The organism is Modicisalibacter tunisiensis, assembly GCF_020148005.1.
Taxonomy (GTDB): Bacteria; Pseudomonadota; Gammaproteobacteria; order Pseudomonadales; family Halomonadaceae; genus Modicisalibacter; species Modicisalibacter tunisiensis.
The window spans coordinates 1,975,569-2,000,723 of record NZ_JAGXFD010000001.1 but is presented as its reverse complement, the minus strand read 5'-3'; the positions used below and the strand labels follow the sequence as shown (position 1 = coordinate 2,000,723).

Sequence of the window (25,155 nt, the reverse complement as noted above, 5' to 3'; positions counted from 1 at the left end):
ATCGGCAAAACGCCGAGGCGGCGTCTCAAGCTGTCGCAGTCAGGACTGTCGTTAGGGGCTGATCCGTCGACAGGTCTGCGAGGGGGCGCTGTGAACCCCTCCATGGGCACTACCTACGCCATCCATGGCGTAGGACCCCCTCTTCGACCTGTCCCCGGTATCCCTTGCCAGAGCCAACTGTGATGGCTGTTGGCGGCGTCCACGTCAATGCATGGTCGGCGTGCCGGCGTCCGGGGACTCGATCAGGGCCTCGATCTCGGCCGCCGAGAAGTGGTAACGGGTGTGGCAGAAGTGGCACTGGGTGTCCACCGCCTTCTGCTCCTCGAGAATATCACGCAGTTCCTCGGCCCCCAGGCCGAGCAGCGCCCGGGCAATGCGCTCGCGGGAGCAGGTGCAGCCGAAATGCAGCGGCTTGGGGTCGAAGACGCGCGTCGTCTCCTCATGGTAGAGACGATAGAGCAGGTCGCGCTGCGCCAGGCCCAGCAGCTCATCGTCGCGCACGGTGCTCGCCAGGTGCACCAGCCGGTCCCAGGCGTCGGGGTCGCGATTGCGGCTGTCATCGGGCAACTGCTGGAGCAGCAGGCCACCGGCACGCTTACCGTCGGCCGCCAGCCACAGCCGGGTGGCCAGCTGCTCGGAACGGGCGAAGTAGTTCTCGAGGCAGCCGGCGAGATCATCGGCCTCGATCGCCACGATGCCCTGATAGCGATTGCCCTCGCGCGGGTCCAGGGTGATGACGATCTGGCCGTCGCCGACCAGTTCGGCAAAGGTGGCGGCATCATCGGGCAGCGGCGCCTCGTCGTCGAGCCGGGCGATGGCACGCAGTTCGCCACCGGGATTGGACTCGGCCATCAGCAGACGCAGTGCCCCCTGGCCGCGCACCTCGAGGCTCAGGGTGCCGTCGAGCTTTACCGTCTCGGTCAACAGCGCAACCGCCGCCAGCATCTCGCCGAGCTGGCGGGCTACCACCGGCGGGTAGGCATGGCGGTCGAGAACCTCGGCATAGGCGGACTCGAGCGAGACGATCTCGCCGCGCACGTTGGTATCGTCAAACAGGAATCGCTGGATCTGGTCGGACATGAGTCGCTCGGCAACGGAGGGAACGGGGATACGAGAGAGGCGGTGTCACTGGTCGTCGGGACGCTGGCGCTGGAAACGCTGGATCTCGCGGCGCCCGCGCTTGTCGGGTCGCCCGCGCGGTGCCTGCATCACCTGATTGGCCAGGCGCCGCTGTTCGGCTTCGCGTTCGCGGCGCTGCTGGCTTTCGGGCGTCTCGCGATAGAGCTCGCGGGCCTCGGGCGCGCCACGCCGCTGGTCGGAGACGGCGATCACTTCCACCTCCCACTGATCCCAGCCCTGGGGCACCTTCACCCGGACGCCCGGGGTGACCACCTTGCTGGTCTTGACGCGCGAGCCATCAACCTGGACCTTGCCGCCCTCGATGGCCTTCTTGGCCAGGCCGCGGGTCTTGAAGAAACGCGCGGCCCACAGCCACTTGTCGATTCGTACGGATTCTTGCATGGCGTCTACATGGGGGCGTCGCGGTCGGGTAACAAGGCCGCAAAGCGGTCAAGGGCGATGAACGCCTCCAGTTCGCGCTCGGGTCGTCGGCTGTCAGGCTGGCGAATGCCCAGCAAATGGCGGATGCCGAACTCCCGGGCGCTTTCCAGCACGGCCGGGTTGTCATCGATGAACAACGTGCGCTGCGGATCGAAGGGCTCGACCTCCTGGAGCGCGAACCAGAACGCCTGCTCTTCCTTGGGCACGCCGAAGTCCGCCGACGAGACGATGGCATCCAGGTAAGCCTCGAGTCCGGTCAGCGGCAGCTTGAGCGACAGGCTGGCCCGGTCGGCGTTGGTCGCCAGCACGACGCGCGGATGCGCGTCACGCAGCCAGGCGAGAAAATCCAGGGCATCGCTGCGCAGACCGATCAGATGCTGCACCTCGCGCTTGAGGGCAAGGATGTCGACGCCGAGCTCGCGCTCCCAGTACGCCAGGCTGTACCAGTTGAGGCTACCCTGCTCGCGCAGGATTCGCTCGCGCAGGACGTCCTGGGTCGCCTCATCGAGATGATGCAGCTCGACATAGCGGCGCGGCAGGTGCTCGAGCCAGAAATGGCTGTCGAAGTGCAGGTCGAGCAGCGTACCGTCCATGTCGAGCAGAACGGTATCGATGTCACGCCAGTCGATCATTGGCCAGGGACTCCGCAGCGGTGGTAAAAGACACCTGTCATTGTACGGGATCCCCCCGATTCACGCACGGAGGCACCATGGCACCCAGCACGCCCACCAAGCCGAGCATCCTGGCCCGCGAGGACGTCGCCCGAAGCAACCTGTTCGCCATCGAGCGACTGGAACTGCGCTTTTCCAACGGGGCCGAGCGCACCTTCGAGCGCCTCAAGGGTCGCGGCCGCCCGGCGGTCATGATCGTCGCAATGCCCGACCCCGAGCATGTACTGCTGATCCGCGAGTATGCCGCCGGCTTCGACGAGTACGCTCTCACGCTACCCAAGGGGCTGGTCGATCCCGGCGAGGACATCATCACGGCAGGCAACCGCGAGCTGATGGAAGAATGCGGCATGGGCGCCCGGCGCATCGAACCGCTCGTCGAGCTCTCGCTGGCGCCCAACTACATGAACCACCGCATGCAGGTGCTGCTGGCCACCGACCTCTACGAGAAGCGCCTGCCCGGCGACGAACCCGAGCCGCTGCTGGTCGAGACGCACGCCATCGAATCCCTGCCCGCCCTGCTTGCCCGCGAGGACTTCCACGAAGCCAGGGCTATCGCCGCCCTGTATATCGCCCGGGACACGCTGCGCGCCGAACGCGACAGCGAGTCCTGGTGGTGAGACGATAGTTTGCAGCGCAACGATTCCTTGACTAGCTTTAAATGTGCAGACAGGACCCGCCGGTACCGAGCTCCGCAAGAAGCGACAACCCCAGGCCCTGCCTACCGGCGACCCTCCGATATCCACATCACGGGCGAGCGCTGGACCACCGATCACCGATGGTCTTCCACGCTCGACATTCAGCTGGCGGCGAGTCGCTGAAATGAATGCTGGAAACATGCAAGGAGGTAGGTCCATGCGAGGCATTAAAGGATTGACCCTGACTTCTGCGCTGCTGGCCACCCTACTGGCTTTCTCGGGCTCCGCACTGGCGCAGGAAGCCAGCGAGCCCGCACCCGACAGCGGCGTCAACTCGGGAATCGAGGGTCACGACACGTATCCCCAGAAGGCCGAGGAACAGGCGGAGTCGGCCGGCATCCAGACCGGGGACAACTCGGCGATGCAGGACAAGGGCAGCGAACTGGCCCCCGGCAGTGGCGTCGATGCCACCGAGGACAGGCCGGGAAGCACTGCTCATGAGAGCGACGCCACGTCCTACAGCAACCAGGAAATCGTCAAGGACAAGGGCACCCACAACAAGGATTGAAAAGGTTGTCCCGGGCTGGTTTCTATCCCTGCGTCACCACCGGCTCAGCGACACGCGAAAACCTCGGCTCCCGCCGAGGTTTTTTTGGCTCATCGCCGGCCAAGCCCTCGCCACGCCCCGACTCCATGCCAACGCTTTCCCGATAATCGCCTGCTCCCGCCTGCCGCGACGTCGCGCCGCTGGCGCCGGAACCATCGAGGCAATCCCCCGCCAGGAAGGCTCTGGCCCGGAGCATGGCCCAGGGACTTGATATACCGGCTCACAAGCCTGTCAGCCGAACATGGAGATAAATAAACCAGCATCACGATCAAAAAAAACCAACTTGTCAACTATTGGTCAGCGTTACATGCTGAGAGCATCAGGCAGCCCCTCCCCATGCCACCTCGAGTCGACTGCCATGACGACTCTCGAGGCTCACGGCACTACCCCCGTCCCCCTCGATCCATCACGAACTCCCACATCCTGACGGGAGGCAACCCATGAAAACCACCCAGACATTCTCATTCGGGTCCCTCGTGCTCATCGGCCTTCTGGCCACTTCCGGAACGGCGCTGGCCAGCAGCGTCGCCTCTGATCACGGCCTCGATAACGGGCAACGAGTGACAGCCACGCCACTGAATGACGCCGGCATCAACCTGGCCTCTCGCCGGGCCCCGGCTCCCGGCATCTCGCTGGCTCCCGGCGCCGGCATCGACGCCCTCGAGTATCGCGCATCGCCAGCAGTGCTGGTGGATACCCGCACCAACTACCGGGGCATGGCACCACTGACTTCCGCCGCCGGGGTCGACGCCTTCGAACAACGCAGCCGATAATCGATAATCATCGTGTCGCCAAGGCCACCGCCGGCTCCCCCGCTCTCGCCCGGGAGCCGGCTGTGAAGGCCGACATCCGGCCATCAGCCGATACATTGTCAAAATCGCACCTGCCTCCCCCGGCCCTGCCCCGCACACCGCCAAGTTCCCCGTCACATCACCCTCCCCATCGACGAGCCTGCCTCGACAACGCGTGCACACCGGCATCCTGTGGCCAGCCGATAGTTTGCAGCGCAACGATTCCTTGGCTAGCTTGTCGGTGAAGCATGGCTCATCAAACCGGCCATTACTTTACATGGATTATTTTCATGTCTAGGGTATGTACAAGATGTGAGACGCAGGAATGACCGTCGCACATTGCTGAAATTCCACACGCAACCCAAGCATGCATGGAGGTGTGTTAATGAAGAGCGTGAAAGGACTGTCGCTGACCTCGGCCCTGCTGGCTTCAATGCTGGTACTGTCCGGCACTGCCGTGGCGGATACCACCGTGGCACCCGACAAGGGCGTCGATGCTGGTGTCGAGGGCCACAATGTACCTCCGCAGAAGCCCGAGGAGCAGACGGAAGCGGCAAAACTCAATGGTACCCCCGACCAGGACGGCGCCGCCGGCACCAACGAGCTCGCCAAGGATGAGGGTGTCGATACCTACGAGGATCGCCCGTCGGATACCGGCGCCTCGGACGTCGACAAGCAGACCAGCTACAGCGACAACAGTGTGGTCAAGGACAAGGGGGTCGATGCCAAGGATGATCGCATCGGCGATGATTCCCCCTGATCACTGCTACGTGAAAATCGTTTCGTGTTCTGGTTGAACGACACCCATAAAAAAACCCCGCTCATCAGCGGGGTTTTTTTGTAGCTCGGCACTACCGAACCGGGCCTGGGAGAAAGGACCCGGAAGTGGGCGGTTATACACCACCGTCGCTCACCAGCGGCTTGACCTGGTAGGCAGTGCGCATCACGGCATGATGGCCTTGTCCAATGCGCGCCTGAACGGCCTCGATGCCGGCGCCGGGGGCGAGATCGCTGACGTCGGTAACGACCTCGCTGCCATCACCAAGGTTGATGCCGGAATTGTGGGTCGCCTGCACGGGGTGCTGCGGCGGCACCTGATGGCCGACATCCAGGCCGCTGTCCGGGGCGATCGTGCTTGTTTCGCCGGCCATCACGGCACCGGAAGCCGCCAGAGTGGAAACCAGCAGGACAGACGCGAGGGAAATCGGATTGATGCGTTTCATGTTCGAACCTCCTCATGGAAGACGTGGCTATTGACCACGGAGTGACCCGACATTCAAGCGGCATGGGCCGAGCAGCGGGTTTCCATGTGTCACGGGACTTGGCGCTTGTGGCGCCGCGTCGACGGGAACAACATTAACACGCTAACAATTATCTCGCAATATCTATTGCAGGCTAATGTTAACCCGGCAATCAAAACCGCTCCCTCCCAGCATGAAAAACCCCGGCCGGAGCCGGGGTCGAAGGGGAAGCATGCGCATGACGGGCATCAGTGCCTCGGGGCGTTCTTTTCCTTGAGGCGCACCCAACGCTGCTGACGCGCGCTGTCGAGCCCCGTCTCGAGCAACTGCATTACCGCCAGTGCCTCGTCCACCGGCACCGGGTTGTCGCCCTCGCCCAGCAGGGCATCGCGCACGCCCTGATAGTAGGCCAGGTAATCGCCGGGCAGCGTCGGATGCTCGCGCTCCCCCAGCCGGCCATCCTCCGCGGCCAGCGTCAGTCGTCCGTTCCGCGTGTCCTCGCCCCACCGGGGTGCCGGTGTCTCGCCCTGCTTGAGCCGGCCCTCCTGCGGATCCAGCCCGTACTTGACGTAACTACCCTGCGTACCGTGGATGACGAAACGCGGCGATTCGGCGGCGACCAACGCCGAGGCATGCAGGCTCACACGCTTGCCCTCGTAGTCGAGCAGAGCCAGGAAGTCGTCATCGATCTGGGCGCCGTCACGGCGCCGTGCCAGATCCACGAGAATCGCGCGCGGCATGCCGAACAGCTGATGCACCTGATCCAGCAGGTGCGGCCCCAGGTCGAACCAGATCCCGCCCCCGGGTCTGGCCTGCTCCCGCCAGCGCTGGCGGACTTCGGGGCGGAAACGGTCAAAGCGTGATTCGAAGTGCACGACCCGGCCCAGCGTCTCCTCGGCAAGCAGCTCGCGCACGGTCAGGAAGTCACTGTCCCAGCGGCGATTGTGAAACACCGACAGCAGGCGCCCGGCCTGCTCGGCCAGCGTGCGCAGCTGCCGGGCCTCGCTCAGGGTCACCGTGAACGGCTTGTCGACCACTACGTGCTTGCCGGCGGCGAGCGCCGCCTTGGCCAGCGGAAAGTGGCTCTCGTTGGGCGTCGGAATGACCACCAGATCGACCTCGTGCCGCGCGAAAAGCGCCTGCGGCGAGGCAGCCACCTCCACCGCGGACAGGTCGCGATGAACCTTGGCGGCATCGCTCGATGAGACCGCCACCAGCTCGAGCCCCGGGGTGGCCTGGATGAGCGGCACGTGGAAGGTCTGGCTGGCAAAACCGTAACCGACGACCCCGACGTTGAATGATTCCTTCATGGCGTCTCCTTGCTGACAGCAATCCCCATGCCCACATGGACGGGCGAAGATCTTGCCGTGATAATTGTCAAGAACATGGTCGACACCCTTACCTCGACCTTCGTCGTATCAACCATACTGTGGCGTGAAGTTCAGCATTCCGCGAGGAAGGAGGAAACGACGATGTGTTATTCCGAGGACAGCCTGGAATGGCTGGAAGTTTGGTATGTCATCGAGTGCGAACTGGAGCTTCTGCGTGAAGCGGCCGAGGCCGAGGCAGAGGTGCCGGAAGCTGCCTGACGCACCGCGGCAGGCCCGTCGCCTGCCCGCGATCATCGAGGCCCGCGCCACCCGCGGGCCTCGTCCTGAGTTGGCGCGTCAGCCGCGCGACACGCTCAATCGAGCTTGCTCAGGTCCCGTACCGCGCCCTTGTCGGCGGAAGTGGCCAGCAGTGCATAGGCCTTGAGCGCCGCGGAGACCTTGCGCAGGCGCTGGATGCTCGGTTTCCAGGCCTCGCTGCCACGCGCCTGCTGAGCCAGGCGACGCTGCTCGAGTTCCTCGTCGGAGAGCTTGACGTCGATCGAACGGTTGGGAATGTCGATACGGATGATGTCGCCGCTCTCCACCAGGCCGATGGCGCCGCCGGCAGCCGCTTCCGGTGATACATGACCGATCGACAGTCCCGAGGTGCCGCCGGAGAAACGGCCGTCGGTAAGCAGCGCACAGGCCTTGCCCAGCCCTTTCGACTTGAGATACGAGGTCGGATAGAGCATCTCCTGCATGCCGGGGCCGCCCTTCGGGCCCTCGTAGCGGATCACCACCACCTCGCCTTCCTTCACCTGGCCGCCGAGGATGTGCTCCACCGCCTGATCCTGGGACTCGACCACGTGCGCCGGCCCCTCGAAGACCAGAATCGAGTCATCGACGCCGGCGGTCTTCACCACGCAGCCATCCTGGGCGATGTTGCCCTTGAGCACGGCCAGACCGCCCTCGGTCGAGAAGGCGTGCTCCAGGTCGCGGATACAGCCGCTCACACGGTCGCCGTCCAGGCTCGGCCAGCGCGCCGACTGCGAGAAGGCCTCCTGGGTAGGCACGCCGCCCGGCCCGGCTCTGTAGAACTCGACCACTTCCGGGCTCGGATTGCGCATGATGTCCCACTCGTCGAGGGCCGCCGCCAGCGAATCGCCGTACACGGTGGGTACCGACGTATTCAGCACCCCGGCGCGGTCCAGCTCGCCGAGAATCCCCATGATGCCGCCGGCACGATGGCAGTCCTCGATATGGTACTTCTGGGTGTTGGGCGCCAGCTTGCACAGCTGCGGCACTTCCCGCGACAGGCGGTCGATATCGTTCATGTCGAAATCGATCTCCGCCTCCTGGGCCGCCGCCAGCAGATGCAGGATGGTATTGGTGGAGCCGCCCATGGCGATGTCGAGGGTCATGGCGTTCTTGAACGCCGCCTTGGAACCGATGGCGCGCGGCAGCAGGTGCGCCTCGTCGCCCTCATAGTAGCGCCTGGCCAGCTCGACGATGCGATGGCCGGCGGTCTCGAACAGCCGGCGGCGGTCGCCGTGGGTGGCCAGCAGGGTGCCGTTGCCCGGCAGCGCCAGCCCCAGCGCCTCGGTCAGGCAGTTCATGGAATTGGCGGTGAACATGCCCGAGCAGCTGCCGCAGGTCGGGCAGGCGCTGCGTTCGACCTCGTTGAGGGTCTCGTCGTCCACCGAATCGTCGGCGGCCATTACCATGGCATCGACCAGATCGAGGCCGTGGTCAAGCAGCTTGGTCTTGCCGGCTTCCATGGGGCCGCCGGAGACGAAGATCACCGGAATGTTGAGGCGCATGGCGGCCATCAGCATTCCCGGGGTGATCTTGTCGCAGTTGGAGATGCACACCAGGGCATCGGCGCAATGAGCGTTGACCATGTACTCGACGCTGTCGGCGATGATGTCGCGGCTCGGCAGCGAATAGAGCATGCCATCGTGACCCATGGCGATGCCGTCGTCCACGGCGATGGTGTTGAACTCCTTGGCCACCCCGCCGGCCTTCTCGATCTCGCGGGCCACCAGCTGTCCCATGTCTTTGAGATGCACGTGACCGGGCACGAACTGGGTGAAGGAGTTGGCCACCGCGATGATCGGCTTGTGGAAGTCGTCGTCCTTCATCCCGGTGGCGCGCCACAGGGCGCGGGCGCCGGCCATGTTGCGGCCGGCGGTGGTGGTGCGTGAGCGATACTCGGGCATGGGGTTTCCTCGAAAAGGGCGAGCCATCTTGGCCGACAATGCCGGCGCTGACGGTCTGTGGTGTCTGTCCAGCGAGCTCCCGATTCTGTCAGATCGCCGCGGACTCGACCAGTCGTCCCCCCTGCAGAGCGCAGCGGCGGTCCGCCAGGGCGCGGATGTCCTCGTTATCGTGGCTGACCAGCAGCACGGCGACGCCGCGTCGGCGTTGCTCGCGCACCAGCTCCCAGAGCTGGTGCCGGTTGTCGGCATCCAGCCCGCTGAACGGCTCATCGAGCAGCAGCAGCGGGCGTTCGCGCAACAGGGCCCTCAGTAGCGCCACGCGCTGGCGCTGCCCGCCGGACAGCGCCGCCGGCAGGCGATCCTGCAACCCCTCGAGCCCGACCCGCGCCAGCCCGTCGCGAATGCGCCGGTGGGCGGCGGCATCCAGGCGCAGATCCGGCGCCAGGCCCAGGCCGACGTTGATCCACACCGGCAGGTGGGCGAACAGGTTGTCCTCCTGAAAGACCGTGGTCAGCGCGCGCTCCCACGGCGGCAGGTCACGCCAGGAGCGCCCTGCCCAGCCCAGCCAGCCCGAGGCCGGCTCGAGAAAGCCGGCGATCAGGTTCAGCAGGGTACTCTTGCCGCACCCGGACGGCCCCTGCACCGCCAGACACTCGCCGGGCGCGAGCCGCAGCGTGAAATCGAAATCCGGCGTCTCGCCCGGGTCGGCGCGATCGTAGTGGAACTGCAGGTCGCGGCATTCAAGCATGATCGGACTCGAGGCCATTTCCACGCGATGTCGGCCAGTAACGGGATTGCGGGTAGCGGGGCCGGCGTCGCGAGAGGCGCTCCAGCAGCGCGAAGACCACCACCACGACCAGCAGCAGCACCAGGGCGGTGGCCGCCGCGCCCTGCCAGCGGTAGCCGCCGAGCTGCTGGTAGAGCAGCATCGGCAGTGTCGGGCGACTGGGGCTGCCGAACAGCGCGATGACGCTGAAATCGCCCAGCGACAGGGTCATCGCGTAGGCCAGCGCCAGCCCCATGGGTCGCTTCAGCCGGGGCCAGATCAGCCAGCGCCAGTACGCCCAGCCACGCACGCCCAGCTGATCGGCCAGACGCCGCGCGTTGCCGACGGGCAGCGCCACCCCGTCCTGCAGCACCTGCATGACGAACGGCAGGGCCATCAAGGCGTTGACCAGCGCCACCAGCGCATAGCTCTGCCAGTCGCCACCCAGCCCCGGGCGCAGCAGCAGGAAGAGCCCGGTACCCAGCACCATCGCCGGCAGGATCAGGATCAGCTGGCCGCCGCCCTCGAGCACACCGGCCGGCAGCGCATGGCCTCGCCGTCGCCAGCGCTGGGCGGCACCCACCAGCGCCAGCGCCAGGGTCAGCGCCCCCAGCGCCGCCGCCAGCGCCATCGCCAGGCTCAACAGGGTGGCCGGCCACAACGCCGCCTGCCCGGGCAAGGCCGGCAGGCCGCGGGCCCCGGCGATCACCACCGCCGCCAGCGGCGGCAGCAGCAGGGCCGCCAGCACCGTCAGCCAGGCGCCGTCGACGAGCCGCGACACGCCCCGGGCATCCCGGCGCCGCCAGCGGCCGACCGGTCGCGCTGCATCGCCGCTGGCCAGCAGCGGCGTCCCGCCGCCGCGGCGCAGTGCCAGGGCCCACAGGCTCAGGCAGACCGCCAGCTGGGTCAGCGCCAGCAGTGCCGCACGCGCCAGATCCCCCTCGTAGGTCAGCGCCTGGTAGAGAGCGACCTCGAGGGTGGTCGCGCCGGGACCGCCGCCCAGGGTCATGACGATGGCGAAGCTCGAGAAGCACAACGTGAAGACCAGCGCCATCAGGCGCGGCAGCAGGCGCCGTATCACGGGCCATTCCAGACAGCGCCAGATGGCGTGCCGCGTCAGGCCGAACTGGGCGACCAGCCGCCACTGCGCCTCGGGCTGACGTTCGAGGCCCTGAAGCAGCAGGCGTGCTGCCAGCGGCAGGTTGTAGAAGACATGCGCCAGGACGATGCCCGACAGCCCGTAGAGATAGCCGAGCGGGTCACCACTGAGCTCACGCCACAGCGTCGACAGCCAGCCCTGCCGGCCGTGCACCGCGACCAGCCCGAACAGCGCGATCAGTGTGGGGATCACCAGCGACAGCTCCATGGCCCGCAGCAGCAGGCGTCGCCCGGGGAAGCGTGGCCGTCGGGCCAGCGCCACGGCGACCGGAATCGCCGGCACCACGCTGAGCAGCGTCGACAGCCCGGCCTGGAGCAGCGAGAAGCGCAGCACCCCGCTCAGGTAGGGATCGCGCCACAGCGTGTCGAGGGCCACCACCGGGGCATTGACCAGCAGCGCGACGAGACTGCCCAGCCCCAGGCCGACCACCAGCGCCCAGGCGAGCACGCCGGCGCCCAGCACGCCACGAGCCGGGCGCCAGTCCCGCCCGGGGCCGATCCCCGCCTCGCTCATTGGGTGCTGACGCGCAACCAGTCATCGACCCAGGCCTTGCGGTGCTCGCGAACGACCTGCGGCGAGAAGGTATAGACCTCGGGATCGATCAGCTTCGAATACGCCTCGGGCAGGCCGTCGCCGAGATCGATCGCCGGGTACATGACGTTGGTCAGCGGCAGTTCGCGCTGGAAGTCGCGGCTGAGCATGAAGCCCAGAAACTCGCGGGCCAGCTGGGGATGCTTGCCGTGGCGCGTCCTCGCCGCCACCTCGACCTGCAGGTAGTGGCCCTCGTCGAACGCCGCCGCCTGGTAGCGGTCGGTGTGGTCCACCGCCATGTGGTAGGCCGGCGAGGTGGCATAGGACATGACCATCGGCGCCTCGCCGTTCAGGAACAGCGAGAAGTAAGCCTCGCTCCAGTCGCGGGTCACGGTCAGGATGTGCGGCTGCAGGCCGCGCCAGATGGCGTCGGCGCGATCGCCGTAGGCGTGCCTGATCCACAGCAGCAACCCTAGCCCCGGCGTGCTGGTGCGCGGGTCCTCGATGATCACCTTGAGATCGTCCGGCGCGTCGATCAGCGCCTGGAAGCTGTGCGGCGGTTCGGCGAGCGCCTGAGTGTCGTAGACGAAGGCGAACGGCGCCCAGTCGAACGGCACGAAGGTGTCGTCGTCCCAGTCGACCGGCAGCGCCAGCGGCGACAGGTCGACGCCATGCGGGGCCAGCAGCCCGGTGTCGCGGGCCTCGGCCATGAGGTTCATGTCCAGCCCCAGCACTACGTCGGCGGCGCTGTCCTCGCCCTCGAGCTTGAGCCGCTGGAGGATGCCCACACCGCCGTCGAGGGCGACGAAGCGGAGCCGGCAGTCGCATTGCGACTCGAAGGCCTTCTTGACTGACGGCCCCGGCCCCCACTCGGAGACGAAGGCATCGTAGGTATAGACCGTCAGCGTTTCCTCGGCCTGAGCCGGGGAAACGCTGCACAGGGCGGCCAGAGTCAGGCCGCCGACGAGAGTCCTGCGAGACATGGCGTGTCCTTGTCGTGTCGTGGGCGATGAGCGTCGCGGCGCATTATAGCCCCTCGTCTCTCACCTCGTCCTCACGACCGACACGCCCCGTCTCAGTCGAACACGACGCGGGCAACATCCTTGTACTGCCTGGCGAAATGCACGGTCATGCCCTCCTTCAGGTAGTCCGGCAGTTCCTCGTAGTCGCGCCGGTTGGCCTCGGGCAGGATCACCTCGAAGAGATCGCTCCTGCGCGCGGCGATGATCTTCTCGCGGATCCCGCCCACCGGCAGCACCTGACCGGTCAGGGTCAGCTCGCCGGTCATCGCCAGCGGGCGGCCGACGGCCTGGTTGCGCGCCAGCGAGAGCAGCGCCGTGGTCATGGTCACCCCCGCCGAGGGGCCGTCCTTGGGCGTGGCCCCCTCGGGCACGTGCAGGTGCACGAAGGCCTCGTTGAAGAAGTCGGCATCGGCACCGTAGTCGCCGAGATGCCCCAGCGCATAGCTGTAGGCGATGTTGGCCGACTCCTGCATCACGTCGCCGAGCTTGCCGGTGAGCTTCAGCCCGCGGGTCAGGGCATGCACCTTGGTGGCCTCGATGGGCAGCGTCGCCCCGCCCATCGCCGTCCAGGCCAGGCCGGTGACCACGCCGACGCCCTTGAGCACCTGCTCCTTGCGGAACAGCGGCGCACCGAGGTAGTCCTCGAGGTTGTTGACCGACACCTTGACCGTCTGCTGGTCGTTCTCCAGCAGCTTCACGGCCGCCTTGCGCACGATGCGATGCAGCTGTTTCTCGAGCTGACGCACCCCGGCCTCGCGGGCATAGCCCTCGATCACCTGCCGGAGCGCGGCATCGGTCAGGTTGATGCGCTTCTTGGCGATGCGGTCACGCTCGAGCAGCCGCGGCCACAGGTGGTGCTTGGCGATCGCCACCTTCTCCTCGGCGATGTAGCCGGACAGGCGAATCTGCTCCATGCGATCCAGCAATGCCGGGGGTATCGAGTCCAGGGTATTGGCGGTGCACACGAACAGCACCTTGGACAGGTCCATGCGCACGTCGAGGTAGTGATCGAGGAAGTCGACGTTCTGCTCCGGGTCGAGCACCTCGAGCAGCGCCGAGGCCGGGTCACCCTGGAACGACTGGCCCAGCTTGTCGATCTCGTCGAGCATGATCACCGGGTTCTCGACCTCGACCTCCTTGATCGCCTGGACCAGCTTGCCGGGCATGGCGCCGATATAGGTGCGCCGATGGCCCTTGATCTCGGCCTCGTCGCGCATCCCGCCCACCGAGAAGCGATAGAAGCGCCGACCCAGCGCCTCGGCGATCGAGCGCCCCACCGAGGTCTTGCCGACCCCCGGCGGGCCCACCAGCAGCAGGATCGAACCGCCCACGTCGCCCTTGAAGGTGCCCTCGGCGAGGAACTCGATGATTCGCTCCTTGACGTCGTTGAGCCCGTCATGGTCACGGTCGAGCACCGTGCGCGCATGCTTGAGATCGAGCTGATCGTCCGAGGTCACGCCCCAGGGCAGCGAGGTCAGCCAGTCGAGATAGTTGCGGGTGGTGCCGTATTCGGGCGAGCCGGTCTCGAGCACCGAGAGCTTGTCGAGCTCCTCGTCGATGCGCGTCTGGACGCGCTCCGGCACCGTCAGGTGCTCCAGCCGGGCGCGGAAGGTGTCGACGTCGTTCTCGCGATCGTCCTTGGAGATGCCCAGCTCCTTCTGGATCACCTTGAGCTGCTCGCGCAGGAAGAACTCGCGCTGGCGCTCCTGCATCTGGGCGTTGACCTGCTCGCTGATCTCGCTCTGCAGCTGGGCGACCTCGATCTCCTTGCGCAGCAGCGGCAGCACCTTCTGCATGCGTGCCATCACCGGCAGCGTCTCGAGCACTTCCTGGAGTTCCGGGCCCTTGGCGGAGGTAATGGCCGCGGCGAAGTCGGTCAGCGGCCCCGGCTCCTGGGGGCTGAAGCGGTTGAGATACTGCTTGAGCTCCTCGCCGTAGAGCGGGTTGATCGGCAGCAGTTCCTTGATGCCGTTGATCAGCGCCATGGCATAGGCGCGCGCCTCGTTCTCCTCGGCGTCGACCGGCTCCTTGGGATAGGTGACCTCGACCAGATAGGGCGGCGTCTTCGACAGCCAGCGCACGATGCGAAAGCGCCGCATGCCCTGGGCGATGAACTGGATCTGCTGCTCCTCGCCCTGGGCGCGGTGCACCTTGACCGCGGTGCCGATCGTCGGGAAATCCTCGTGACCGAGCTGATCGACGCCGGCATCACCGACGCAGGCCACCCCCACCACATGATGCGGCGTGTCGGCGACCCGCTGCATGGTCTCCTCCCAGCGGCGACGCTGGATCAGCAGCGGCTGCACCTGGGCGGGAAAGAAGGGCCGGTTGTGGATCGGCAGCAGATAGATGCGTTCGGGCAGATACTCCTGGGTCGGCACCACCGCCCCGCGCGGCGCCTGTTGTTCGCCGTCGTCATGGACGGTGCCGGCGTCCAGGAGAATATCCGGTGCGTCTTGGTCGCGTTCGCTCATCGTTCACCCTTGTCCGCTGGGTCGAATTACCCGTCTGAAACCTGCTATGCGGGCAGGACGGGTAAACTTCAAGCGCGACGGGCGCGGCGCTCAGTGCAGCCAGAACCACAGGTGCATGGTGCTCCAGGCATACACACCGGCAAGGATGTCGTCGAACATGATGCCGAAGCCCCCGGCGACGCGCCGGTCGACCAGGCGAATCGGCCAGGGCTTGATGATGTCGAACACCCGGAACACCACGAATCCCCACAGCGCCGCCTGCCACGAGAACGGCACCGCGGCCATGGTCAGCCAGTAGCCGACGAACTCGTCCCAGACGATGCCGGAGTGATCGTGAACGCCCAGATCCCGGGAGGTCTTCTCGCACAGCCAGATGCCGATCAGCCCGGCCGCCAGCACCAGCCCCAGGTACCAGGAGAGAGTGAGCCCCGAGAGCAGCCAGTAGAAGGGAATTGCCGCCAGGGTACCGAAGGTGCCGGGGGCGAACGGCACCGCGCCGCTGCCCAGCCCGAAGGCGAAGAAGTGCGTGGGACGACGCCAGACGCTGGAGGGAGCACGGTTCATGATGCCCCTCCCGGGAAATGCTGCCAGCCCGCGGCGCGGGCCCCGTCGCCGATGCCGTGGATGCCCGGCTCGGCGACGACGCGACCGATCGGCGTCAGCGGCAGGCCGAGCGCCCCGAGTCGACGCTCGGCCTCGGCCACCGTCTCGGGCGGCAGCGCGACCAGCAGTTCGTAGTCGTCACCGCCGGCGAGTGCGGCCTCCCGGGCCGCCGTCTCGCCGAGTCGCGCCACCAGCCCCTCGGCCAGCGGCAGCGCCTCGGGCTGCAGCGACGCGCCGACCCCGCTGGCGCTGCACAGGTGCCGCAGATCGGCCAGCAGGCCGTCGGAGACATCGATCGCCGCATGCGCCAGCTCGCGCAGTACCTCGCCCGCGGCCAGCCGCGGCTCCGGCAGCAGGTAGGCCCGCAGCAGCGGATCATCGAGATCACGCACCCCGGCCTGCCAGGCCGAGAGCCCGCCACGGCCGCCGCCCAGTGCCCCGGTCACGGCCAGCACATCCCCCGCCCTGGCGCCCGAGCGACGCAGCGCCCGGCCGGCCGGCACCTCGCCCTGCACGGTCACCGACAGGCTCAGCGGCCCGCGAGTCACGTCACCGCCGACCAGCACTACACCGCTGCGGCGGCACAGGGCGTGAAAGCCCGCGGCGAAGCTTTCCAGCCACGCCTCGTCGGCCTCGGGCAGGGTCGCCGCCAGCAGGCACCAGCGCGCTCGGGCCCCCATGGCCGCCAGGTCGCTGAGCGCCACGGCCAGCGCCCGATGGCCGATCGCCACCGCCGGCGCCGCCGGCGGGAAATGCACATCGACGACCGAGGTGTCGACGCTCACCGCCAGCTCGCTGCCGGCGCTCGGCGCCAGCAACGCGCAGTCGTCGCCCGGCCCCGCCACGACACCCGGCTCGGCGTCGCAGGGGCGCGCGAAGAAACGGGCGATGAGCTCGAACTCGCTGGGCATGGCAGCCGGCACGTCAGCGACGACGCGCGTTGACCTCGGTCGACCGCAGGCGGCTGGCCAGCTTGTCGAGGATGCCGTTGACGTACTTGTGGCCGTCGGTGGCCCCGAAGGACTTGGCCAGCTCGACGCCTTCGCTGATCGCCACGCGATAGGGTACCTCGAGACGATGAGAGAGCTCGTAGGCCCCCAGGCGCAGGATCGCCAGCTCGATGCTGTCGAGATCCTCGAGGCGACGATCGAGCAGCGGCGCGATGGCGGCGTCCAGGTCGCTGCGATAGCGGGCCACGTTCTGGAACAGCTCGTGGAACAACGCCAGGTCGGCGAGTTCCATGACCTTGTGCCAGTTCTCATGGTCCTCGAGATCCTCGTCGGCCACCTGGCTGCGGAACTCGGCTTCCACGGTGGCCACCGGCTTGCCGGTCATCTGCCACTGGTAGAGCGCCTGCACGGCCAGTTCCCGGGCCGCGTGCCGCGCCTGGCGGCCGGCCTGGGGAGAGCGCTTGCGATCGCTCATGCCTGGCCCCCCAGGCGACGCATCAAGGACACCATCTCCATCGCCGCCATCGCGGCCTCGGTGCCCTTGTTGCCCGCCTTGGTACCGGCACGCTCGATGGCCTGCTCGATGGAGTTGACCGTCAGCACCCCGTTGGCGATGGGCGTATCAAACTCGAGCTGCAGGTTGCCGAGCGCGGCGTTGCAGCCACCGGCCACGTGCTCGAAGTGCGGTGTGCCGCCGCGGATGACCGCACCCAGCGCGATCACCGCATCCGGCTTGACCACCTGCAGGGCGCGCTTGACCGCCAGCGGCAGCTCCCAGGCACCGGGGACGTGCACGAGATCGATGTTGTCCTCATCGACGCCATGGCGCACCAGGCTGTCGACTGCGCCCTCGACCAGGCTGTCGACGACGTGATGATTGAACCGGCCGACGACGATCACGTAACGACCGTCGACGTCGGTGAAGGAACCTTCGACTTGAGATATCGGCTGCATAACCATGTCCTGGACAAAAAGGGGCCTATTCTAGGCAACCGCCGCGCGAATGTCTGCGTCGACCCGCGGCGCCTGACGCGCCGGCTGCATGACGACGCGCGTCAGTCGGCGGCGCCGGGCGCCGCCTCGGCATCGATCCGCTCGACCACTTCCAGGTCGAAGCCCGACAGGGCCGAGAATTTCCAGGGCGAGCTGAGCAGACGCATCTGGCCCACCCCCAGCTGACGCAGGATCTGCGAGCCGGTGCCGATCATCAGATAATTGCCGGCCCCGTCGGAATCGCTGGTGCGCGGGGCCCGCTGGCGACCGAGAAAGATGTCGAGCTGGGCCTTGAAGTCCAGGGGCGCCCGCCCGTCATCGAGCAGCACGAACACACCGGCCGGGGCGGCGGCGACATGCGCCAGGGCGCTGTGGGCGGTCCAGCTGGCCTGTTCGCCCTTCTGCAGGGCCAGCAGATCGCGCAGGCTGTCGGCCAGGTGCACGCGTACCGTGGTCGGCGCCGAGGCGTGAGGCTCGCCCTTGACCAGCGCCAGATGATGGGCGCCCTGGATGCGATCCCGGAAGACGTGCAGGGTCATCTCGCCGAAGGTGGTCTGCACCGTCTGGCTGTCGATCCGCTCGACGGTCTGCTCGTTGTGAATGCGGTAGTGGATCAGGTCCGCGATGGTGCCCATCTTCAGGCCGTGCTCGACCGCAAAGCGCTCGAGCTCGGGACGCCGTGCCATGCTGCCGTCCTCGTTCATCACCTCGCAGATGACGCCGCTGGGATCGAGACCGGCCATCGCCGCCAGGTCGCAGGCCGCTTCGGTATGCCCGGCACGGCGCAGCACGCCGCCCGGCTCGGCCATCAGCGGGAAGATGTGCCCGGGCTGCACGATGTCGGCCGACTCGGCATCGCGTGCCACCGCCGCGCGCACGGTGCGGGCGCGATCGGCGGCGGAGATGCCGGTGGTGACGCCCTCGGCGGCCTCGATCGACACGGTGAACTTGGTGCCGAAGCCGGAGCCGTTGTCGCGGACCATCAGCGGCAGCTTGAGACGCTCGCAGCGCTCGCGGGTCATCGGCAGGCAGATCAGTCCGCGCGCGTGCCGGGCCATGAAGTTGATGTGCTCGGGCTCCACCTTCTCGGCGGCCATGATGATGTCGCCTTCGTTCTCGCGATCCTCGTCATCCATGAGGATCACCATCTTGCCCTGGCGAATGTCCTCGACCAGGGCCTCGACGCGCGCCAGCCCACCGGGGGTCGGCAAGTCGGAATCGGCGGCGTGGGAATTGGAAAGCGCCATGGAATCTCCGGTCTTCATGTTTCAGACCCAGCGTGTCTAGGAGTCGGCCGGGCAGGCGATGTCGTCACCGGGCGACGCCGGCGAGCCCACCGCGGCCCTGTGCGCCGTGTCAGGTCGGCGGTCAGGGTACCTGCCCGGGGCCCGGCGCGCCAGCCCCGCGATGCCATCAGCTCACCCGCTCGGGACGCGCGATGATGCGCCAGTCGCGCCCCACCGCGCGGATGTCGTCGATCTGCAACGGACGCTGCTGGGCCATTCGCGCCAGCCCCGGCAGAGCGAACAGCGGGCGTGCCTCGCCACCCAGCAGCGTCGGCGCGACGAACAGCTGCATCTCGTCGATCAGCTCGGCGTCGAGCATCGCCCCGGCGAGCGTCGCGCCGGTTTCCAGCAGCACCTCGTTGCAGGCCTCCTCGGCCGCCAGGTGGCGCAGCAGTGCCGCCAGGTCGACCCGCGCCTCCCGCGCCGGCAGCACGAGCACCTCGGCGCCGGCCGCTTCCAGGGCGGCGCGGCGGTCCGGCTCGCGGGCGCAGGTCGCCACCAGTGTACGCCCGGGCTCGCGCAGGCAGGCCGCCGCCAGCGGCAGACGCAGTCGCGAATCGACGATCACCCGCAATGGTTGGCGCGCGGCCACCCGGGCCGCCGCCCCGGCCTCGAGCCCCAGCTGATCGGCACGCACCGTCAGCCGCGAGTCATCGTGGATCACTGATTCGACCCCGGTCATCACCGCGCTGGAGCGCGCCCGCAGCCGCTGCACCTGGGTTCGCGCCGCCGGCCCGGTAATCCACTGCGATTCGCCGCTGGCCATGGCCGTGCGACCATCGAGGCTCATGGCCATCTTCAGCCGCACGAACGGCCGCCGGTGCGTCATGCGCGACACGAACCCCGGATTGAGCCGCCGGGCGTCAGCTTCCAGCAGCCCCGTCTCGACGGCGACCCCCGCCTCGCGCAGCATCGCCAGGCCACGCCCGGCCACCTCGGGATTGGGGTCTTCCATCGCCACCACCACCCGCTTCACGCCGGCCTCGATCAACGCCTGCGCGCAGGGCCCGGTACGGCCGTGGTGGGCGCAGGGTTCGAGGGTCACGTAGGCGGTAGCGCCTCGCGCCGCCTCACCGGCGGCCTGCAGAGCATGGATCTCGGCATGCGGCTCGCCGGCACGCACGTGCCAGCCCTCGCCGACCACGCGACGCTGCTTGACCAGCACGCAGCCCACGCGCGGATTGGGATCGGTGGTATAGAGCCCGCGTCGCGCCAGTTCCAGCGCGCGGGCCATGAAGGATTCGGGTGTCGCCTTGGCCATGCGTTCCTCGGCGGTTGCAGGATGGTCGTCCGGTGGACCGGCTCAGCGTGACTCGTCACCAGGCGAAAAGCTCGGCTCCTGGGCGAGCCGGTCGATCTCGGCGCGGAACTCGTCGATGTCCTGAAAGCGCCGGTAGACCGACGCGAAGCGGATGTAGGCCACCTGGTCGAGCCGCTTGAGTGCGTGCATGACCTCCTCGCCGATTTCACGGGCCTCGATCTCGCGCTCGCCGCGCGCGCGCAGCCGCTGGCGGATGCGCTCCACCGCGGCCTCGATCGACTCGGCGCTCACCGGGCGCTTCTCCAGCGCCCGCAGCATGCCGTCGCGCAGCTTGCGGGCGTCGAAGGACTCCCGCGAGCCGTCGGCCTTGATCACCCGTGGCATGACCAGTTCGGCGGTCTCGTAGGTGGTAAAGCGCTCGCCGCAGGCACCGCACTGGCGCCGCCGGCGCACCTGATCCCCTTCGGCGACCAATCGCGAATCGGTGACCTTGGTATCGTTCTTACCGCAGAAGGGACAATGCATCGCTCGAGATCCACCAAGAGTAGGTAGTGTCATTGTAACGGGATGGCGCGCGGCGCGGAAATCGCCATGATGACGCCCGGCGTCGCCCGAGTGTCGCCTGGCGGCAAAGGACTGCCGCTCCCCGGGATAGGCTGAGTTGGCCACTCATTATATGGAGCCTTGCCATGACCCGGCCCCTGCTGCCTTCCACCGCCCTTGCCCTGCTATCCGCCCTGCCCCTGTGGGGGGCCGGCAGCGCAGCCAGCGCCGACATAGACACCGTCCGTCTGGGCGTTCCGCCCTGGCCCGGAGTGACGGTCAAGAGCGAGGTGGCCGCCCAGCTGCTCGAGGCGATGGGCTATCGCACCCGGCAGAACAACCTGGCGGTCAGCGTGATTCTCGACGGCCTGGCGCGAGGCGACCTGGAGGCCTACCTGGGCGGCTGGTATCCGGTCGAGGAGGACATGATCGAGCCGCTGGTCGACCAGGACAAGGTGGTCAAGGCCACGGCCAATATCCGCGGCGCCAACTCCGGTTTGGTGGTTCCCGACTATGTGTACGATGCCGGGGTGCACAGCGTGGCCGATCTGGATACCTACCGTGATCGCTTCGACGGCGAGATTCTCGGCATCGAGGCCGGCACCGGCATCAACAACGCCGTCAACGCGGCCATCGAGGCGGATCGCGCCGGACTGGGCGACTGGAGCCTGCGCGAAAGTTCCACTGCCGCCATGCTGGCCCAGGCCGGCCAGAAGATCGACAACCACCAGTGGGTCACCTTCATCGGCTGGGAGCCGCACTGGATGAACATCAGCTACGACCTGCGCTACCTCGAGGACAGCGACGACGCGGGGGTGGCCGACATCCGCAGCACCGTCTGGACCGTGCTGCCCGCCGATCTCGAAGCCCGTGATGCGGACGTGTACCGCTTCTTCTCGCAGATGGTGGTGGACATCGACGACCAGAACCAGTGGGTCTACGCCCACAGTCACGAGGAGAAGAAGGCCGAGAACGTGGCACGCCGGTGGATCGGATCGCATCTGGATGAAGTCGCCACCTGGCTCGACGGGGTCGAGGCCAAAGACGGACAGCCGGCCATCGACGCGGTCCGGGCACGCTTCGACCAGGCGGGATAACCGGTACAGGCAGGATAGTCCGGTAACGAGCTCGGGCGCGCCAGTGGCGCGCCCGAGATGTTGATACCGAACCGACAGGCTCAGAAGAAGCCCAGCGGATTGGTATCGTAGCTGACCAGCAGGTTCTTGGTCTGCTGGTAGTGCTCCAGTGCCATCTTGTGGGTCTCGCGGCCGATGCCCGACTTCTTGTAGCCCCCGAAGGCGGCATGCGCCGGATACTGGTGATAGCAGTTTGTCCATACGCGCCCGGCCTGGATACCGCGACCCATGCGGAAGGCCACGTTCATGTCCCGCGTCCAGACGCCGGCGCCGAGGCCGAACTCGGTATCGTTGGCGATATCCAGTGCCTCGGCCTCGTCCTTGAAGGTGGTGACGCCCACCACCGGACCGAAGATCTCCTCCTGGAACACACGCATGCTGTTGCGTCCCTTGAGGAGGGTCGGCTGGATGTAGAAGCCCTTGTCGTAGGCCGGATCGAAGCTCTCCTTGCCGCCGCCGGTGAGGAACTCGGCGCCCTCTTCGCGGGCCACCTCCATGTACGACATGATCTTGTCGAATTGCTCCTGACTGGCCTGGGCGCCGACCTGAACGTCGGTGTCCAGCGGGTTGCCGCGCTTGATCGCCTGGGTACGCTCGATCACCTTGGCCATGAAGGTGTCGTACATCGATTCCTGGATCAGCGCCCGCGACGGGCAGGTGCAGACCTCGCCCTGATTGAGGAAGGCCAGCACCAGCCCTTCGACGGCCTTGTCGATGAACTCGGGCTCCGCGTTCATGATGTCGGCGAAGTAGATGTTCGGCGACTTGCCGCCCAGCTCCACGGTGGAGGGGATGATGTTGTCGGCGGCACACTTGAGGATGTGCGAACCCACCGGGGTCGAGCCGGTGAAGGCAATCTTGGCGATGCGCTTGCTGGTCGCCAGCGCCTGGCCAACTTCCTCGCCGTAGCCGTTGACGATGTTGACCACCCCGGGCGGCAGCAGATCGCCGATCAGCTCCATGACCTTGAGGATCGACGCCGGCGTCTGCTCGGCGGGCTTGAGCACCACGCAGTTGCCCGCCGCCAGTGCCGGGGCAAGCTTCCAGGTGGCCATCAGGATGGGGAAGTTCCAGGGGATGATCTGCCCCACCACGCCCAGCGGCTCGTGGAAGTGATAGGCCACGGTGTTGGCGTCGATGTCGGCGGCGGTGCCTTCCTGGGCGCGGATACAGCCCGCGAAGTAACGGAAGTGATCCACCGCCAGCGGCAGATCGGCGTTGAGGGTCTCGCGGACCGCCTTGCCGTTGTCCCAGGTCTCGGCGACGGCCAGCATCTCCAGATTCTGCTCGATACGATCGGCGATCTTCAGCAGGATGTTGCTGCGCTCGGCGGCCGAGGTCCGCCCCCAGGCGGGCGCCGCCCGGTGCGCGGCGTCCAGCGCCAGTTCGATATCTTCCTCGGTGGAGCGCGGTATCTCGCAGAATACCTCACCGTTGACGGGACTGATGTTGTCGAAATACTGGCCCTTGCGCGGGGCGACGAACTCGCCGTCGATATAGTTGCCGTAGCGCTTTTCGAACGCGACGATGGCACCGTCGCTCCCCGGATTGGCGTAGATCATGGCTGTGCTCCTGACTGGGTTGTGATGAGTGGCACCGATTGAGTCTTGGTCACGACGCCCCGCCGCGACATAGTCCGAAGGTATGAGTCGCTGAATGAACCGGTGCCGCAGCAGTACTGCCCGGCCCCCTGCCGGGATCGACGAACGGCTATGCCACCAAAGTGGAGTTGTCTCGGAGGGGGCCAAAATCGATCATGAGTCCATCGCAACGACGCAGGACGTCGGCAAGAAATACAAGGCAGATCGACGGTGACGGGGTAAAACGGCAACAAGACCAAGAACAACCGAAGGCCGTCGAAGAGCAAGCACAAGACACGGCGGCAAGACGCATCACACAAGAACAACAAAAGATGCAAAAAAGTCCCCCGGCGAGGGGGACGAGGCGGAGCACGCCAGCTCACTGTTACGTCGCCGCCGGTCCACGACCCGCCATGCGACGAATTCAAGCGCCACGACAAGCGGCGCCGCTGGAGAAGATCAGCAAGAACAACGCCAGCTTCCAAGAAATCCAACAACAACAATATTCAAGAAAAAGAGACAGTCATCGCCCAGCCCTTGCCATCAGGGGCTGGGTGCTCTCTTTTGGGCCCCCGAACGCTGCTCTCGCCCGCTTCCGGTGCATCATTCCCCCTTCCTCTACCACCCCGACAAGCCGCATCAGTAATGGATCGCCAGCCAGACGGTCGGGCCGTCGGGATCGGTCCAGGCGACCCGATGGCGCATGTGCGCCGGAATGACCACATGATCGCCGGGTGCCAGGGTCATCTCCTCCCCTCGCTCGAACGCCAGCACGGCACGCCCCTTGAGCACCACCACCCACTCGTCGCGCGCCTGGTCGTACCAGCCCCATGCCGGCGAACGCTGCCCGCGCGAGACGATCCGCTCCACCGTCACGGCCTCGTTCTCGATGATCGACTCGAACAGCTCGTCATCGAGCCGCTCGGGAATCCCGGCAAACAGATTGTCCATGAGCCCACCTCCGACAAGGTGCGATGCCGGAACCGCCATCGCACTCATTCACACCGATCTCGTAGTGCCGCTACCGATCCCGACGCCGGGCGTCCATCGTGTAGTTAAGCTACAACCACTTGTGCGCCCAATGGCGCTTTGTGGGATATGCCGCCCTGCACCATAGTGAAATCACGGCGCCGGACAGGGTATCGCCACCGTGATTCACTGACCGTCGCCCGGCTACCACCTGAGCGCCAAGCCGCCGTTGACCCGGGCGCCAGGAGCGAAGGTCTTGGAGAACTTATGACCCTGACGCAGTGCAGCCTCGGGCGCTTATCCGGCCCGGCATGCGTAGCCAAGGCACCAGAACGCCATCGCCGATGGCAACCCGGGGCGGGATGCTTCCCGGGCAATGATGACCTTGCATGAGGAGTGAACAATGAACAACATCCAGTTGACCGAACAGGCCGATCTTATCGCCAGCACCTTCAGCAAGCAGGACCTGGCCAAGGTCGTGGTCGCGCTGAAAGCCCACGGCGAGTCCCTGCAGCATGCCGTCGAGGTACTCGACACCATCGATGCCTGCCAGGGATACAGCCTCGACCAGGCCTGGGATGAAGTGCTCGCCGGCGAGAACCACGTCATCCTCGCCGACGACGACTGATCCCCTCGGTCATGAGCGGCCCGATCGACTCCCGGGCTACGCCATGCTGACTCGAGCCGGGGCGCAACGCCCCGGCTTTTTTCATGGGTGGCGACTTGATGTCGCCCAAGGCATGCACATGTCGGCCCCCTGTGATTGACCTTTCCCCCGACACCAGTCCACCGTCAATGCGAGTTTCCGCTATGTTTAGCCTGATAGAAGGAAATCTCGCGATGAAGCG

26 protein-coding genes are annotated in these 25,155 nt (G+C 66.8%); 7 read left to right on the top strand and 19 right to left on the bottom strand.

Annotated features, from left to right (window positions below; genetic code table 11):
• Positions 1-204: 204 nt before the first annotated feature.
• The 3 genes from hslO to yrfG are packed head-to-tail and all read right to left on the bottom strand — an operon-like array spanning position 205 to position 2,192.
• A complete protein-coding gene (hslO, locus tag KGQ91_RS09325; RefSeq protein WP_224420857.1) occupies positions 205-1,080 on the bottom strand; it encodes an Hsp33 family molecular chaperone HslO in 876 nt (291 codons plus the stop codon).
• A gap of 45 nt (positions 1,081-1,125) precedes the next feature.
• Complete coding sequence (locus KGQ91_RS09320; RefSeq protein WP_224420856.1) at positions 1,126-1,521, bottom strand: RNA-binding S4 domain-containing protein; 396 nt, start codon at positions 1,519-1,521, stop codon at positions 1,126-1,128.
• 5 nt (positions 1,522-1,526) lie between these two features.
• Positions 1,527-2,192, bottom strand: coding sequence for a GMP/IMP nucleotidase (gene yrfG / locus KGQ91_RS09315; protein WP_224420855.1), 666 nt, complete (start codon positions 2,190-2,192; stop codon positions 1,527-1,529).
• Between the two features lie 77 nt (positions 2,193-2,269).
• Between yrfG and nudE the strand changes: the two genes are divergently transcribed.
• From nudE to KGQ91_RS09295, 4 genes are all read left to right on the top strand, one after another.
• Complete coding sequence (nudE, locus tag KGQ91_RS09310; protein ID WP_224420854.1) at positions 2,270-2,848, top strand: ADP compounds hydrolase NudE; 579 nt, start codon at positions 2,270-2,272, stop codon at positions 2,846-2,848.
• 235 nt (positions 2,849-3,083) lie between these two features.
• A complete protein-coding gene (locus tag KGQ91_RS09305) occupies positions 3,084-3,434 on the top strand; it encodes a hypothetical protein (RefSeq protein ID WP_224420853.1) in 351 nt (116 codons plus the stop codon).
• A 479-nt stretch (positions 3,435-3,913) separates the two neighbouring features.
• Positions 3,914-4,246: a hypothetical protein gene (locus tag KGQ91_RS09300; RefSeq protein ID WP_224420852.1), complete on the top strand. Its 333-nt coding sequence runs from the start codon at positions 3,914-3,916 to the stop codon at positions 4,244-4,246.
• A 403-nt stretch (positions 4,247-4,649) separates the two neighbouring features.
• Positions 4,650-5,024 carry a hypothetical protein gene (locus KGQ91_RS09295; RefSeq protein ID WP_224420851.1) on the top strand — a complete coding sequence of 125 codons (375 nt, stop codon included), beginning with the start codon at positions 4,650-4,652 and terminating at the stop codon, positions 5,022-5,024.
• Positions 5,025-5,157: 133 nt separating this feature from the next.
• Here the strand turns inward: KGQ91_RS09295 and KGQ91_RS09290 are convergent, their stop codons facing one another.
• Both KGQ91_RS09290 and KGQ91_RS09285 read right to left on the bottom strand, forming a co-directional pair.
• Positions 5,158-5,487 (bottom strand): hypothetical protein, encoded by a 330-nt coding sequence (locus KGQ91_RS09290; RefSeq protein WP_224420850.1) that lies wholly within the window; start codon positions 5,485-5,487, stop codon positions 5,158-5,160.
• A gap of 266 nt (positions 5,488-5,753) precedes the next feature.
• Positions 5,754-6,815, bottom strand: a complete 1,062-nt coding sequence (locus KGQ91_RS09285; protein ID WP_224420849.1) for an oxidoreductase — start codon at positions 6,813-6,815, stop codon at positions 5,754-5,756.
• A gap of 27 nt (positions 6,816-6,842) precedes the next feature.
• On the opposite strand from KGQ91_RS09285, the gene KGQ91_RS09280 reads away from it, so the two are divergent.
• Positions 6,843-7,094, top strand: a complete 252-nt coding sequence (locus KGQ91_RS09280) for a hypothetical protein (RefSeq protein ID WP_224420848.1) — start codon at positions 6,843-6,845, stop codon at positions 7,092-7,094.
• Between the two features lie 95 nt (positions 7,095-7,189).
• Here KGQ91_RS09280 and ilvD read toward each other — a convergent pair whose 3' ends face one another.
• From ilvD to nrdR, 12 genes are all read right to left on the bottom strand, one after another.
• A complete protein-coding gene (gene ilvD / locus KGQ91_RS09275) occupies positions 7,190-9,034 on the bottom strand; it encodes a dihydroxy-acid dehydratase (protein WP_224420847.1) in 1,845 nt (614 codons plus the stop codon).
• A gap of 88 nt (positions 9,035-9,122) precedes the next feature.
• Positions 9,123-9,782 carry an ATP-binding cassette domain-containing protein gene (locus KGQ91_RS09270; RefSeq protein WP_224420846.1) on the bottom strand — a complete coding sequence of 220 codons (660 nt, stop codon included), beginning with the start codon at positions 9,780-9,782 and terminating at the stop codon, positions 9,123-9,125.
• A complete protein-coding gene (gene thiP / locus KGQ91_RS09265; protein WP_224420845.1) occupies positions 9,775-11,472 on the bottom strand; it encodes a thiamine/thiamine pyrophosphate ABC transporter permease in 1,698 nt (565 codons plus the stop codon). Before thiP ends, KGQ91_RS09270 begins: the two co-directional genes overlap by 8 nt.
• Positions 11,469-12,473, bottom strand: a complete 1,005-nt coding sequence (gene thiB / locus KGQ91_RS09260) for a thiamine ABC transporter substrate binding subunit (RefSeq protein WP_224420844.1) — start codon at positions 12,471-12,473, stop codon at positions 11,469-11,471. The genes thiP and thiB overlap by 4 nt, the downstream gene beginning before the upstream one ends.
• 92 nt (positions 12,474-12,565) lie before the next feature.
• Positions 12,566-14,986: an endopeptidase La gene (lon, locus tag KGQ91_RS09255; protein ID WP_224420843.1), complete on the bottom strand. Its 2,421-nt coding sequence runs from the start codon at positions 14,984-14,986 to the stop codon at positions 12,566-12,568.
• Positions 14,987-15,076: 90 nt separating this feature from the next.
• On the bottom strand, positions 15,077-15,550 hold the full coding sequence (locus tag KGQ91_RS09250) for a phosphatidylglycerophosphatase A family protein (RefSeq protein WP_224420842.1): 474 nt from the start codon (positions 15,548-15,550) through the stop codon (positions 15,077-15,079).
• Positions 15,547-16,500: a thiamine-phosphate kinase gene (thiL, locus tag KGQ91_RS09245; protein ID WP_224420841.1), complete on the bottom strand. Its 954-nt coding sequence runs from the start codon at positions 16,498-16,500 to the stop codon at positions 15,547-15,549. Before thiL ends, KGQ91_RS09250 begins: the two co-directional genes overlap by 4 nt.
• 13 nt (positions 16,501-16,513) lie before the next feature.
• A complete protein-coding gene (gene nusB, locus KGQ91_RS09240) occupies positions 16,514-17,014 on the bottom strand; it encodes a transcription antitermination factor NusB (RefSeq protein ID WP_224420840.1) in 501 nt (166 codons plus the stop codon).
• Positions 17,011-17,493, bottom strand: a complete 483-nt coding sequence (gene ribH / locus KGQ91_RS09235; RefSeq protein WP_224420839.1) for a 6,7-dimethyl-8-ribityllumazine synthase — start codon at positions 17,491-17,493, stop codon at positions 17,011-17,013. Before ribH ends, nusB begins: the two co-directional genes overlap by 4 nt.
• A gap of 101 nt (positions 17,494-17,594) precedes the next feature.
• Entirely contained in the window at positions 17,595-18,779 is a 1,185-nt protein-coding gene (gene ribBA / locus KGQ91_RS09230) for a bifunctional 3,4-dihydroxy-2-butanone-4-phosphate synthase/GTP cyclohydrolase II (RefSeq protein WP_224420838.1), read from the bottom strand.
• 166 nt (positions 18,780-18,945) lie between these two features.
• Entirely contained in the window at positions 18,946-20,079 is a 1,134-nt protein-coding gene (gene ribD / locus KGQ91_RS09225) for a bifunctional diaminohydroxyphosphoribosylaminopyrimidine deaminase/5-amino-6-(5-phosphoribosylamino)uracil reductase RibD (protein WP_224420837.1), read from the bottom strand.
• A 42-nt stretch (positions 20,080-20,121) separates the two neighbouring features.
• On the bottom strand, positions 20,122-20,604 hold the full coding sequence (gene nrdR, locus KGQ91_RS09220; protein WP_224415375.1) for a transcriptional regulator NrdR: 483 nt from the start codon (positions 20,602-20,604) through the stop codon (positions 20,122-20,124).
• Positions 20,605-20,768: 164 nt separating this feature from the next.
• On the opposite strand from nrdR, the gene KGQ91_RS09215 reads away from it, so the two are divergent.
• Complete coding sequence (locus tag KGQ91_RS09215) at positions 20,769-21,719, top strand: ABC transporter substrate-binding protein (protein WP_224420836.1); 951 nt, start codon at positions 20,769-20,771, stop codon at positions 21,717-21,719.
• Positions 21,720-21,799: 80 nt separating this feature from the next.
• Here the strand turns inward: KGQ91_RS09215 and exaC are convergent, their stop codons facing one another.
• Together exaC and KGQ91_RS09205 are read right to left on the bottom strand one after the other, a co-directional pair.
• Complete coding sequence (exaC, locus tag KGQ91_RS09210) at positions 21,800-23,320, bottom strand: acetaldehyde dehydrogenase ExaC (RefSeq protein WP_224420835.1); 1,521 nt, start codon at positions 23,318-23,320, stop codon at positions 21,800-21,802.
• Between the two features lie 657 nt (positions 23,321-23,977).
• Positions 23,978-24,289 (bottom strand): cupin domain-containing protein, encoded by a 312-nt coding sequence (locus tag KGQ91_RS09205; RefSeq protein ID WP_224420834.1) that lies wholly within the window; start codon positions 24,287-24,289, stop codon positions 23,978-23,980.
• 421 nt (positions 24,290-24,710) lie between these two features.
• Between KGQ91_RS09205 and KGQ91_RS09200 the strand changes: the two genes are divergently transcribed.
• Positions 24,711-24,935, top strand: a complete 225-nt coding sequence (locus tag KGQ91_RS09200) for a hypothetical protein (RefSeq protein ID WP_163647602.1) — start codon at positions 24,711-24,713, stop codon at positions 24,933-24,935.
• The last annotated feature ends 220 nt before the right edge of the window (positions 24,936-25,155 follow it).